This window comes from Nonomuraea sp. NPDC003201 (genome assembly GCF_053590415.1).
The window spans coordinates 1-13,156 of sequence record NZ_JBSFTC010000041.1; the positions used below are offsets into that span (position 1 = coordinate 1).

Here is a 13,156-nt window from a genome sequence, read left to right on the forward strand (position 1 = left end):
GTGCCGGTCGAGGTGGCGAATGGGGGGTGAGTGGGCGGAGGCCCCGACGGCGAGGTGGGTGGCCAAGTGCCGGTCGAGGTGGCGAATGGGGGGTGAGTGGGCGGAGGCCCCGACGGCGAGGTGGGTGGCCAAGTGCCGGTCGAGGTGGCGAATGGGGGGTGTGGGCAGAGGCCCCGACGGCGGGGCTGGCGGCCGGGTGCCGGTCGGGGCGGTGGGTGAGGCGGTGAGTGAGGCGGTGAGTGAGGCGGTGAGTGAGGCGGTGAGTGGGGGGTTACCGCAGCGAGGTTACTGCAGCGGCGGGAGGTCCGGCGGCGTGGCGGGTTGGTGTTCTTCGAGGGCGGCCAGCGCCAGCTCGATCGCCTTCTCGAGCTGCGGGTCCCGCCCCGCCACCCGATCCTGCGGCGTGATCACCACCTCGATGTCCGGCTCCACCCCGTAGTTCTCCACGCCCCAGCCGTGCCCTTCGAGCCAGAACGAGTACCGGGGCTGCGTGACCCGCGTCCCGTCGACCAGCGAGTACCGGGAGTCGATGCCGATCACCCCGCCCCAGGTCCGCGTCCCCACCAGCGGGCCGATGCCGCGGATCTTGATCCCGGCGCTGACGATGTCCCCGTCCGAGCCCGCGAACTCGTCGGTGATCGTCACGATCGGCCCCCGGGGCGAGTCCTCCGGGTAGCGCATCGGCTCGTAGCCGCGTGCCCGCGCCCACCCCGTGACCTTGCGGGACAGCTTCTCCAGCACGAGCTCCGACAGGTGCCCGCCGCCGTTCTCGCGCACGTCCACGACCAGCCCGTCGAAGGCCATCTCGGTACGCAGGTCGCGGTGGAACTGCGCCCACCCCGTCGCCACCATGTCGGGCACGTGCAGGTATCCGAGCCTGCCGCCGGAGGCCTCCCGGACGCGGGCACGGCGGCTCTCCACCCAGTCGTGGTAGCGCAGCCGGGTGTCCTCCGCGATCGGGCTGACCACGACGCGGCGGGTGTCCCCACCGGCGGCCGGCCGTACGGTCAGCTCGGTGGGCTGGCCGGCGGTGCCCGCCAGGAGGGCCAGCGGACCGCGTACCGGATCCACGGGACGACCGCCCACCGCGACGATCGCGTCGCCGGGACGGACGGCCACCCCGGGCGCGAGCAGCGGGGAGCGCGCGTCGTGGTCGGAGGACTCGCCGGGCAGGATGCGTACGACCCGCCACACGCCGTCGTCGTCCCTGGCGAGGTCCGCGCCGAGGAGCCCCTGGCGGCGGCGCGGGTCGACGCCGGCGCCGTTGGCGCTCGCGTACGCGTGCGAGGTGCCCAGCTCGCCCTGCGTCTCCCAGAGCAGGTCGATCAGCTCGGAGTGGGCGCCGATGCGTCCCACCAGGGGCTCGTAGCGGTCGAGCACGCCCTGCCAGTCGACGCCGTTCATGTCCTCGCGCCAGAAGTGGTCGCGCATGAGGCGGCCGGCCTCGCGGAAGCCCTGCCGCCACTCGGCGATCGGGTCGATCTCCACGGCGATCCGGTCAAGGTCGATGGAGATGACCTCGTCGCCCTCGGTGGCGGCGCGGGTCTGCAGGCCGTTCTTGCCGTTGGTGACGAGCCTGCCGCCGTCGCCGCTGACCTCGAACGCACGCACCTCCTTGCCCAGCTCGGCCTTGGCGCGCTTCTTGAGGTCGTAGCGTTCGAGCACGATCTCGGTGTCCGGCTCGGTGCCGTCGCCGAGCTGCCCCGCGAGGGGGTGGCGCAGCCAGAGCAGGGCGTCCTTGGCGGTGCGCAGGTTGCCGTAGCGGCCCGCGGGCACCGGCACCGGCACCACGCGCGAGGGGAGCCCTTCGGGATCGACCTCGGTACGCGGCGCGGAGTCGTCCTTCTTGTCGTCCTTGGCGGGCTTGTCGTCCTCGCCGTTGAACCCGCGTCCCTGCAGGGAGGGGTCGAACGGCGACGGCGTGGTGGCCTGCAGGGGCACGATGTACGGCTTGCACCCGCCATGGAAGGACATGTCGAAGACGTGCGCGTCGTACACCGGGTCGAAGGTCCGCACCGACAGGAACGCCAGGTGCTTCCCGTCCTTGGTGAACATCGGGTCGAAGTCGGAGAACCGCACCGACGTCACGTCGATCACCGACGTCCCATCGACCCGCCCCATCTTGATCTGCGACAGCGGCTCGTGGTGCGGGTGCACCCAGGCCAGCCACCCCGAGTCGGGCGAGAACGTGAGCCCGCTGACGTCTCCCTGCGTGGTCCGGTCGAGCTGCCGGATATTTCCGGACTCGACGTCGACGACCAGCAGCCGCCCGTCATGCGTGGCGACCGCCACGTGCTTGCCGTCGGGCGAGACCGTCAGTTCGAGCACCCGCCCGAGCTCCCCGGTGGCCAGCGTCCTGACCTCGCCGCCCGGCGTGCCGATCTCCAGCCCGTCCTCGCCGCCGGCGTCCGACACCCAGACGGCCCGGCCGTCCGCGTCGAGCACCCGCGGCAGCCGTACGCGGACGCCCGGCTGCGCCCGCAGCACGCCCGCGGGCCCGTCGCGGTGGGTCACCCAGTGGGCGGTGCCGCGGATCTCCACGGCGCTGGCCCGCCCGCTCGCGTCCGGCGAGAACGCGCCGACCCGCAGCGGCGCGGGGCGCTTGGCCCGCCCCGGCCGCGGCCCGCCCAGCGTCACGTCCAGCCGGTACGGCTCCGCGTCCAGGCTCTCCAGCAGCCACAGGTCCCCGGCGTGACTGTAGATGACCCGCTCCCCGTCGCCGACGGCGTGGCGGGCGTAGAACTCCTGGTGATCGCTGTGCCTGCGCAGGTCGGACCCGTCGGGCAGGGCGGAGTAGACGTTGCCGACGCCGTCGACGTCGGACAGGAAGACAAGCCGGTCCCCCACCCAGTTGACCGCCCAGTACTGCGCGGTGCTGTCGGCGAACAGGCGGGCGAACTCCCCGTCGCCCTGCGCGTCGACCCAGATCTTGCCGGCCGTGCCGCCCCGGTACCGCTTCCACTGCGACGGCTCGCGCCACATCGGCGACACGGTGGCCACCCGCGCGCCGCTGACGGCCACGTCGCTGACCCACCCGTACGGCAGGCGCGTGGCGGGGCCGCCGTCGAGCGGCACCGCGTACGCCCAGGTCCGGCCCCGCTCGCTCTGCCCGGCCGCGGTGATCGCCAGCACGTCGCCCTCGCCCGTCCAGCCGCGTACGCCGGTCGTGGCGCCACCCCAGTAGGTCAGCCGCTCGCCCTCGGGGCCGTCGATCCCGGCCGCGAACACCTCCGGCGCGCCCTCCTTGCCGCCCGTCCACGCGATGCGCGTGCCGTCGGGCGAGAATCTCGGGTGCGACACCGGGACGCGGTCGGCGGTGAACCGCCAGGCCCTGCCTCCGGACAGGGGAGCCAGCCAGACATCGTCGTCTGCGACGAAGGTGACCATGTCACCGTGGATATGCGGGTATCTGAGGTATGCGCCGTTTGTCACATGTGCACATTAATGCCAGATGCCAAGGTCAGCCCAAGAATTCTCCCTCGAACGGGCTCACCACGTCCCGCGAACTGTCAAGTAGGGGATGTGCGTGAAATGCCGGGAAGAGGGTGGACTATGAAGTTTTGCGCCCGTCCACACCAGCTCCCGTCCCGCCTGGCGGCCGCGGCCGTCATCCTCAACTCCGGGCTCAGCAAGGTCCACGCCGACGAGCAGACCGCGGCGGGCCTGCACGGCATGGCCGCGAACACGTACCCGTTCCTGCGTGACATGGACCCGGTGGCCTTCACCAGGCTGCTCTCCAGAAGCGAGATCGCGCTCGGGACCGCGCTGCTCGTGCCGATCGTGCCGTCGCTGGTGGCGGGGGCCGCCCTGACCGGGTTCGCGGCGGGGCTGGTCGGCCTGTATCTCAGGACGCCGGGGATGCGGCAGGAGGGCAGCCTGCGCCCGTCCGAGCAGGGCATCGGGCTGGTCAAGGACATCTGGCTGCTCGGCATCGGCATAGGGCTGGTGCTCGAGGAACTCCAGTCCACCGACTAAGACCGACAAACAAGGGTACGCGGCACCATATGGTACAAATCGGCTACACCTTGATGTCCGAGCAGACCCCCGCGCGGGAGCTGGTCGATCACGCCGCGGTGGCCGAGCGGATCGGCTTCGACTACGCGGTCATCTCCGATCACTACTTCCCGTGGATCGAGGAGATGGGGCACTCGCCGTACTGCTGGTCGGTGCTCGGCGCGGCGGCCCAGGTCACCCGGCGCCTGCCGCTCATGACGTACGTGACCTGCCCCATCATGCGCTACCACCCGGCCGTGGTGGCCCAGAAGGCGGCGACCATGGGCGTGCTGAGCGAGGGCAGGTTCACGCTGGGCCTCGGGGCGGGCGAGAACCTGAACGAGCACGTCATCGGCGAGGGCTGGCCGCCCGTGGACACCCGGCACCGGATGTTCGCCGAGGCGATCCGGATCATCAAGCTGCTGTTCGGCGGCGACTACGTCACGTACCAGGGCGAGTTCTACGACGTCGACTCGGCCAAGCTCTACGACCTGCCGGAGCGGCCGGTCCCGCTCGCCATCGCCGCCTCGGGCGGCCAGTCCGCGGAGATCGCCGCCGAGTACGGCGACGTGCTGGTGGTCAACGAACCGCTGCCGGACGTGGTCAGGCAGTTCAACGCCGCGGGCGGGCACGGCAGGCCCGTGTACGGGCAGCTGCCCATCGCGTACGACACCGATCCCGAGGCCGCCAGGGATCGCGCACACCGCCTGTGGCGCTGGGCGGCCGCCGGCGGCTGGAAGGTCATGGCCGAGCTGCCCGCTCCGGTGAACTTCGCCGCCGCGACCGGCACCGTACGCCCCGAGGACGTGGCCCAGAGCGTGCCGTGCGGCAACGACGTGGACGCGGTCGTGCAGGGCGTCAGGCAGTTCGCCGACGCCGGGTACACCCACGTCGCGCTCGTCCAGATCGGGCACGACCAGCAGCAGCCCTTCTTCGACTGGGCGGAGAAGGAGCTGCTGCCGGCCCTGCGCCAGCTATGAGTTACGGGACGATGTTGACCAGCTTGGGCGCCCGGACGATCACCTTGCGGGGCGAGTTCGTCAGGTAGGGGGCGACCTTCTCCGAGGCCAGCGCCAGCTGCCGCAGCTCGTCCTCGGTGATGTCCGGCGAGACCTCCAGCCGGTCGCGCACCTTGCCCGCCACCTGCACCACGCAGGTGACCGACTCCTGCACCAGCAGCGCGGGCTCGGCCACCGGCCACCCGGCGAAGGCGACGGCGCCGGTGCGGCCCAGCCGCTCCCAGCCCTCCTCGGAGGTGTACGGGGCCACCAGCGACAGCATGATCGCCAGCGTCTCCGCGGCCTCGCGCACCGCGGGGTCGCCCGCGCCGGGGCCGGAGTCGATGGCCTTGCGCGTGGCCGAGGTCAGCTCCATCATGCGCGCCACCGCGACGTTGAAGCGGTAGGACTCGACCAGCTTGGTGACCTCGTCGATCGTGCGGTGGGTGACCTTGCGCAGCTCCACGTCGCCGCCCTCGAACGCCACGCCGGGCGCGCTGTCCACCTCGGACATGACGCGCAGCGCGCGGGCCAGGAACTTCAGCGACGCCGCCGGCGAGAGGTCGGCCCAGTCGATGTCGTCCTCGGGCGGCCCGGCGAAGACCATGGTCAGGCGCACGGCGTCGACACCGTAGTCGTCGATCTGCTGCCCCAGATCGACGCCGTTGCCCAGGGACTTCGACATGGCCTTGCCGCCGTTGATCACCTGGCCCTGGTTCAGCATGCGCCGGAACGGCTCGGTGAAGTCGACCATGCCCATGTCGTGCAGGACCTTGGTGAAGAACCGCGAGTAGAGCAGGTGCAGCACCGCGTGCTCGATGCCGCCGACGTACTGGTCGATCGGGCCCCACTTGCGCACCTGCTCGACGTCGAACGGGCCCTCGGTGTAGCCGGGCGAGCAGTAACGCAGGTAGTACCACGACGAGTCGACGAACGTGTCCATCGTGTCGGTGTCGCGCTTGGCCGCGCCGCCGCACTTGGGGCACTCGACGTTGACCCACTCGGTGGCGCTGGCCAGCGGGGAGACGCCCTTGGGGGCCAGTGCCTCACCGCGCATGTCGGGCAGCGTGACCGGCAGCTGCTCGTCGGGGACGGGCACCTCGCCGCAGTCGCCGCAGTGGATGATCGGGATGGGCGTGCCCCAGAACCGCTGGCGGGACAGCAGCCAGTCGCGCAGCCGGTAGTTGACCGCGCCCGTGCCCCTGCCCTCGCGCTCCAGGATCTCGATGATCTTGGAGATGGCCTCGACCTTGGTCAGGCCGTCGAGCGGCCCGGAGTTGACCAGCGTGCCCTCGCCCGGCGTGGCCTCGCCGGTCTCGCCGGGGTCGGCCAGGCCGGTGTGCACGACGACTTTCACCGGCAGCTCGAACTTCACCGCGAAGTCCAGGTCGCGCTGGTCGTGGGCGGGCACGGCCATGATGGCGCCGTGGCCGTAGTCGGACAGCACGTAGTCGGCCGCCCAGACCGGGATGCGCTCGCCGTTGACCGGGTTGACCGCGTAGCGGCCCAGGAAGACGCCGGTCTTCTCCTTGTCGGTGGACAGCCGCTCGATGTCGCTCAGCTTGGCGACCTCGGCGCGGTAGGCCTCGAACTCGGCGCGGTGCTCGTCGGTGACGATCTCGTCGGCCAGCTTGGCGTCCACGGCGACCACGAAGAAGGTGGCGCCGAACAGCGTGTCGGGCCGCGTGGTGTAGACGTGGACCGGCTCCTCGCGGCCCTCGATCTCGAACAGCACGTCGGCGCCCTCGGAGCGGCCGATCCAGTTGCGCTGCATGGTCAGCAGCCGCTCGGACCAGCCCTCCTGCAGCTGGTCCATGTCGTCCAGCAGGCGCTGCGCGTAGTCAGTGATCTTGAAGTACCACTGCGTCAGCTCGCGGCGGACGACGTCGGCGCCGCAGCGCTCGCACTTGCCGGCCACGACCTGCTCGTTGGCCAGCACGGTCTGGTCGTTGGGGCACCAGTTGACCAGGCCGCCCTTGCGGTAGGCCAGGCCGCGCTCGAAGAACCGGTTGAACAGCCACTGGTTCCAGCGGTAGTAGTCGGGGTCGCTGGTGTGCAGACGGCGCGACCAGTCGAAGGACAGCGCGTAGCGCTTGAACGAGGTGACCTGCGTCTCGATGTTGGCGTAGGTCCACTCGGCCGGATGGGCGTTCCGCTTGATCGCGGCGTTCTCCGCCGGCAGGCCGAAGGAGTCCCACCCGATCGGGTGCATGACGTTGTAACCCCGCTGGTACCAGTAACGAGCGACCACGTCGCCCAGCCCGAAGGCCTCGGCGTGCCCCATGTGCAGGTCGCCGGACGGGTAGGGGAACATGTCGAGCATGTAGCGGCGCTCGCGCGGGTCGGCGGGGTCTTCGCTGGCCCGGTAGGGTTCCTGCTCCTCCCATCGCTGCTGCCACTTGGCCTGCAGCGCCTGCGGATCGTACTCACTCACGGCTACTGTCCTTCTGGCTTGATTCGGACCCCATAAGAAAACCCCCCGTGCACACAACGAGGGGTAGCCGCGACGGCGAGAATCTTCAGGGCCGTCGCGGCCCGCTAAGAAGCAGGGTCGCGGAACGCATGTGTCAAGCCTAGCGCACGTCTTCGGCTGAATGCAGATACTCGATCGAGGTCCGCAGGCACAATGGACCCTTCAGGTCCAGCGAGACCTGATGGTGATGTATCCGTTGTGACCTCATTCGTCCCCTATGAATACCCTTGTCACCGTGGTGTACCCAGTTGAGCCCGAGCGACCGGAGGCAGGCCTGCCCATGCAGGACCCGCCGACGGATCCGCACGGCTTCGCTCGTTTCGCTGCGGAACCACCTGTATCTCCTGGAAAATCCCATGAGATCATGCCTGGTACGTCAAATCCGGATATAACGGGCTATCCGGACAGATACTCGGGAGGGCCGGCAGCAATGGCAACGGAGAATTCCGGACCACACCTGCCACCGTCCTGGCCAGACGCACCGCGCCGCGACGCGCCCGGCTCCCCCGCAACGGAGGTCCCCATGTCCTGGCCCGAGGCCCCGAGGTCCGCTCAGCAGGACCCGGCGTGGCCCGAGCCGCCGCGCACGGACGACTCCTGGCCGGAGCCACCCCGCAGGTCCCGCCCCGAGCCCGCCCGTTCCGAGGCCGGGGGCCCGCAGTCGTGGCCGGACCTGCCGCCCCAGGGCGCCACCGGGCCCTCCTGGCCGGCCCCGCCGGCCCGCGACGCCACCGGCCCCTCCTGGCCCGAGCCCTCCCCGCAGGGCGCCTCCGGCCCTTCCTCCTGGCCGGACGTGCCGCCCCCGAGCGCGGCGGGCCCGTCGTCCTGGTCTGACTCCCCGCCGCAGAACGGCCCGTCCTCGTGGCCGGATGCCGCACCGCAGGGCGGGCGGTCCACCCGGCCCGACCTTCCGCCCCCCGGCGGGCCGTCGCCGCTCCCGGGCGGGCCGTCCTCGCTCCCCGGCGGGCCGTCCTCATGGCCGGACGGGCCTCAGCAGGGCAGCGCCGGGCCGGCCTCCTGGTCCGAGGCGCCGGCACGGGGCGGCTCGGAGTTCCCCCCGCGAGGCGGGGAGCGCCCGGTGCCGGACCCGATCCCCGCGTGGGAGCAGCCGCCGGACCCGATCCCGGCGTGGGAGCAGCCGCCGCCCCAGTCCGCCGGCTCCTGGTCGAACCTCTCCTCCCCCGCCCCCTGGCCCCCCGCCGAGCGGGACAACGCCGGCTCCCCGGAGCAGGCGACGGCCATGTACCAGCTCGACGACCTTCCGCAGGGCGCGCACGCGCCGCCCCGGCAGGCACACCCTTCCGAAGAGCGGACGATGACGTACGCCCAGCACACGGAGAACCTGCTCAACGACCGCGCCACCCCCTCCCCCACCATGGACTCATCGAACATCAGCGCCACGCCCCCCGCCGAGGACACCGGCGCCCCGCGCCCCGGCTCGAACCTGAACCGCGACCCCTCGGACCCCGACCGCCCGTTCGTGACCGCAGGCCAGATCAGCGGCTCCCGCACACCGCCGCCGGAGCGCCAGCAGGAGCTCTGGAACACCGTCTTCGGTGACGACTACCAGGCCATGGGCGACGAGGACTCCCTGGAGGAGGAGAGCCAGGGCAGGCCCATCTGGATCTACGCGCTCGGCGGCTCCGTGGCGATCGCGCTGGTCGCGGCGCTGCTGTGGGCGTTCCTCGCCGGCCCGCTGGCCGGTGACGACCCGGCCGCCTCCAACACCGTGGCCGAGAAGCCGACCACCTCGCAGAAGCCGAGCTCCACGAGGACCTCGACCACGCTCGGCGCGCTGCCGAAGTACCCGGGCAAGGCCGCCCCGGTCCTGGGCAGGGTGCCCGACGCCGCCGCCGGGATCTCGCTCCCGCGCCTGGGCGGCACGTGGCGGCTGGACACGCGTACCACCGTCAAGGCCACGTACAACTACGACACCCGCCAGTTCGTCCCGATCACGCAGGACACGAGCGCCCAGCTCATGTCGGGCCCGCTGCCGCAGAAGCTGGCCTCGTACTACGAGAAGGACAACCTGGAGCCGGTCATCAAGCAGGTGGTGCTGGACGCGCGCAAGCGCTTCTTCCCCACCGGCAACAAGGTCCGCAAGATCGCCCAGCAGCCGATCAAGGTGGGTGACAACACGGGACGCCTGATCGCGTACTCGCTGACGTCGGAGACGGAGAAGGCCACGATCGTGACGATGGCCGTCAACACCGGCGGCAACCTCCCGGCCATCGTCTACATGTCGATCCCGGCGGACAGCAAGCAGCTCCTGCCCGACATCCGCACGGTCATGAACCAGCTGAGGATCGGCGCCCAGGGCTGATCAGAAGTCGCACTCCATGTGCTTGATCCCGTTGATGAACATGGAGTGCAGCCGGTCGGGCCGGCCGCCCTCGATGCGCGGCACGCGGCGCAGCAGCTCGCGGAACATCACCGTGATCTCCCGCCTGGCCAGGTGCGCGCCCAGGCAGAAGTGGGGCCCGGGCCCGCCGAAGCCGACGTGCGGGTTGGGCTGCCGGGTGATGTCGAAGCGGTGCGGGTCGGCGAACACGCTCTCGTCCCTGTTCGCCGACCAGTAGAACAGGACCGCCTTCTCACCCTTGCGGTAGAGGTGCCCGTTCATCTCGTGGTCCCTGGTGACCTTGCGGCGCATGAAGTTCACCGGGGAGGCCAGCCGGACGATCTCCTCCACGGCGCCGGGCGCGTGCCCGTCGATGTCCTCCAGCCAGAGCGCGCGCTGGTCGGGGTTGTTGGTGAGCAGGCGCAGCCCGTACGAGATGGCGTTCCTGGTGGTCTCGTTGCCCGCCACCACCAGCAGGATGAAGAACGACCCCAGCTCCTGCATCGTCAGCCGCTCGCCGTCGATGTTGGCGTTGACCAGGGACGACGTCAGGTCGTCCGTGGGGTTCTCGGCGCGGTGGGCGGCGAGGTCCTGGACGAGCTGCTGGAGCTCCATGCCGGCGGTGAGCAGGCGCTCGGCGAGCTGGGTGAGATCGGCGCCGCCGTATTCGGGGTCGAAGCCGCCGAGGATGACGTTCGAGTGCTCGAAGACGAACCGGTAGTCCCGCTCGGGGATGCCCATCATGTCGCAGATGATCTTCAGCGGGAGGCGCGCGGCGACCTCGGTGACGAAGTCGCAGCCCGGTCCCTTCGCCAGCAGGTCGTCCACGATGCCGGCGGCCGCCGCCTCCACGTCCGCCTCGAACTGTTTGATCATCTTGGGCGTGAACGCGCGCGAGACGATCCGGCGCAGCCTGGCGTGGCGCGGGTCGTCCATGTTGATCATCGAGCCGAAGTACTCGGCGAACTCGGCGGGCATGTCGGGGATGTTCGTCGCGCCGCCGTCGCCCGAGCAGAAGACCTCGGGGTTGCGGCTGGCCTCGAGGATGTCGGCGTGCTTGACCAGGGCGTGGTAGCCGGGGCCCCTGGGCGCAAAGTCGATCTCCATCTCCTGGAAGAAGGCGGGGGTCTTCAGCGCGCGCAGCCGCTCGAACGCCTCCTCGCGCTCGCTCATGGGCCTGGCCCAGAAGTCGCGATCCGACAGATCGAAGTCAAGGACGCTCATAAGGCCATCTTTTGTGAAAGCAACCACTTACGTCAATGTGAAAATCAGTGGCTCCCGGTGGCGGGCGGGCTCTAGGGTGGCGCGCATGACGTTCTTCTTCCACCTCCGGTAGCGATCCGCCGGCGGGGCGCGGACGATCCCACCGCCGGCGATGCGGGACGGCTGAGCGAGCGCCGTCCCGGGTCGCGACGTGGGAGAAGGACACGTGCATACCTTTGCCGTGGCCAGGGCGGTGCATGGCATCGAGCCCCTGGTGGCCACGGAGATTCGACGTTCCCGGCTGGGCGTGGTGCACGGGGTGCGCCATCGCGAGGTGTGGTTCGAGGCCGCGCCGGGAGCCGACCTGACGGGCCTGCGGACCGCGGACGACGTGCTGCTGGCCGCCGCCGTGGTGGACGGGATCGGCCACGGCCGCTCCGCGCTGCGCCGGCTGGCCCGCGCGGCCCGCTCCGTGAGCCTGGGAGGGCTGACGGGCAGCGGGGTGGAGGTGTCGGCGTCGTTCGTCGGGCGGCGCAACTACACCCGGTTCGAGATCGAGGACGCGGTCGGGGCCGAGCTGGCGCGGCCGCTGCGGCTGCCGTACCACTCCAGGAGGGACGGGGCGCGGCCGCCGCAGGACGCGATGGCGTGGCGGGTCACGATCGAGGGCGACCGGGCGCTCATCGCGCTGCGGCTGGCGGACCGGCCGCTGCACCGGCGGGCGTACAAGACGGACTCGATCCGGGGCACGCTGCACCCGCCGGTGGCCGCCGCCATGGCGGCGCTGGCCCGCCTCGGGGGCGCGGGGACGGTGCTCGACCCGTGCTGCGGCGCGGGCACGACGCTCATCGAGGCCCACGCGCTGGCCCCCGGGGCGCGTCTCCTGGGCTACGACCACGACCCGGCCGCGCTCCGCGCCGCGACCGCCAACGCACGGGCCGGAGGCGCGGCAAGCGCCGGGGTCGGGGCGGCGTTCGGGTGGGGGGTGGCGGACGGCGGGCGGATCCCGCTGGCCGACGGGAGCGTGGACCGGGTGCTGGTGAACCCGCCCTGGGGGCGTCAGGTGCCGCCCCGCGGGCTGCTCGCGCGGGACCTCGGCCCGCTCTGGCGGGAGGTCCGGCGGGTGCTGGCCTCCGACGGGCTCGCCGTGGCGCTGGTGCACGACGGGATCCCGCGCGGGTTCGCGCTGGAGGAGGCGGTCCGGGTCAGCCTCTCGGGGCAGCATCCGGAGATCGCGGTCCTCAGGAAGGAGGCGGGCCGCGTCAGGAGGTGAACCCCCGCGGGCGGACCTGGGTCATCTCGGCCGCGGACGGCGAGCCGAGCCAGTCCAGGATCAGCCGGTTGACCTCGGCCGGGCGCTCCAGGTGGAGGAAGTGCCCGGCGCCCGCCACCAGCTCGGCCCGCGACCCCGGGGGCAGGTGGCTCATCGCGTTCTTGGCCAGCTCGGCGCTCAGGCCTCCGTCCTGGACGCCGTGCAGGTACAGGACGGGGGCGGTGATCCCGCCCTCCAGGGCCGGGTAGCGGCCGGACGGAGGCGTGGTGCCGAGCATGGCCCGGTAGTAGCCGAGGGCCGCGCTCAGGTTGGCGGGCTCACCGATGCTGCGCCGTACGAACTCCATGTCCTCGCGCGCGTCGTAGCCGGGCGACCAGTCGCGCCAGAGGCCCTCGAGGAAGCCGGGGCTCGCGGCGGCCGCCTCGCCCACGGCCGTCTGGAAGAGGAAGACGTAGAACGACCGCTTGAGCTGCTCGTACTCCAGGAACCCGGCGCCGAGCGCGCCGGGCGGCGGCACCGCGAGCGTGACGGCGCGCCGGAAACGTCCTGCCAGGTGGTACACGGGGAAGGCGCCCCAGTCGTGCCCGATGACGACCGCGTCCTCATCGCCCCCGAGCTCCTCGTGCAGCGCGCGGACGTCGGCGACCAGCGCGGCGTCCTCGTACGCGCCGTCGGCGGGCACCTCGGTGGGCGCGTATCCCCGCATGAACGGCGCGACCGCGCGGTAGCCGCGCTGGGCCAGCGCGGGCATCAGGTGCCGCCAGGTGTGCGCGGAGTCGGGGAAGCCGTGCAGGCACAGCGCCAGCGGCCCCTCACCCAACGACAGATACGCGAACTCCACTCCGTTGGCGTGGATAGTCCTGATCTCCATGACT

9 protein-coding genes are annotated in these 13,156 nt (G+C 71.6%); 4 read left to right on the forward strand and 5 right to left on the reverse strand.

From position 1 onward, the window contains the following. Window positions 1-285 precede the first annotated feature (285 nt). Window positions 286-3,387 (reverse strand): S41 family peptidase, encoded by a 3,102-nt coding sequence (locus ACWDX9_RS17770; RefSeq protein ID WP_449954834.1) that lies wholly within the window; start codon window positions 3,385-3,387, stop codon window positions 286-288. 165 nt (window positions 3,388-3,552) lie between these two features. Between ACWDX9_RS17770 and ACWDX9_RS17775 the strand changes: the two genes are divergently transcribed. Together ACWDX9_RS17775 and ACWDX9_RS17780 are read left to right on the forward strand one after the other, a co-directional pair. After that, window positions 3,553-3,975: a hypothetical protein gene (locus tag ACWDX9_RS17775; RefSeq protein WP_397364915.1), complete on the forward strand. Its 423-nt coding sequence runs from the start codon at window positions 3,553-3,555 to the stop codon at window positions 3,973-3,975. A gap of 29 nt (window positions 3,976-4,004) precedes the next feature. Beyond that, complete coding sequence (locus ACWDX9_RS17780; RefSeq protein ID WP_449954837.1) at window positions 4,005-4,973, forward strand: TIGR03557 family F420-dependent LLM class oxidoreductase; 969 nt, start codon at window positions 4,005-4,007, stop codon at window positions 4,971-4,973. 1 nt (window position 4,974) lies between these two features. On the opposite strand, the gene leuS is transcribed toward ACWDX9_RS17780, so the two are convergent. Both leuS and ACWDX9_RS17790 read right to left on the reverse strand, forming a co-directional pair. Next, window positions 4,975-7,425 (reverse strand): leucine--tRNA ligase, encoded by a 2,451-nt coding sequence (leuS, locus tag ACWDX9_RS17785; protein ID WP_449954840.1) that lies wholly within the window; start codon window positions 7,423-7,425, stop codon window positions 4,975-4,977. Window positions 7,426-8,016: 591 nt separating this feature from the next. After that, entirely contained in the window at window positions 8,017-8,361 is a 345-nt protein-coding gene (locus tag ACWDX9_RS17790; protein WP_449954842.1) for a hypothetical protein, read from the reverse strand. A 181-nt stretch (window positions 8,362-8,542) separates the two neighbouring features. Here ACWDX9_RS17790 and ACWDX9_RS17795 point away from each other — a divergent pair, with 181 nt between their 5' ends. Further along, the gene (locus ACWDX9_RS17795; protein WP_449954845.1) at window positions 8,543-9,787 is read left to right on the forward strand and encodes a hypothetical protein; all 1,245 of its coding nucleotides are present in this window, start codon (window positions 8,543-8,545) and stop codon (window positions 9,785-9,787) included. On the opposite strand, the gene ACWDX9_RS17800 is transcribed toward ACWDX9_RS17795, so the two are convergent. Then, the gene (locus ACWDX9_RS17800) at window positions 9,788-11,029 is read right to left on the reverse strand and encodes a cytochrome P450 (RefSeq protein ID WP_449954848.1); all 1,242 of its coding nucleotides are present in this window, start codon (window positions 11,027-11,029) and stop codon (window positions 9,788-9,790) included. 205 nt (window positions 11,030-11,234) lie between these two features. On the opposite strand from ACWDX9_RS17800, the gene ACWDX9_RS17805 reads away from it, so the two are divergent. Then, complete coding sequence (locus tag ACWDX9_RS17805) at window positions 11,235-12,281, forward strand: methyltransferase domain-containing protein (protein ID WP_449954850.1); 1,047 nt, start codon at window positions 11,235-11,237, stop codon at window positions 12,279-12,281. On the opposite strand, the gene ACWDX9_RS17810 is transcribed toward ACWDX9_RS17805, so the two are convergent. Further along, complete coding sequence (locus ACWDX9_RS17810; protein WP_449954851.1) at window positions 12,271-13,152, reverse strand: alpha/beta fold hydrolase; 882 nt, start codon at window positions 13,150-13,152, stop codon at window positions 12,271-12,273. The genes ACWDX9_RS17805 and ACWDX9_RS17810 overlap by 11 nt on opposite strands. Between the last annotated feature and the right edge of the window lie 4 nt (window positions 13,153-13,156).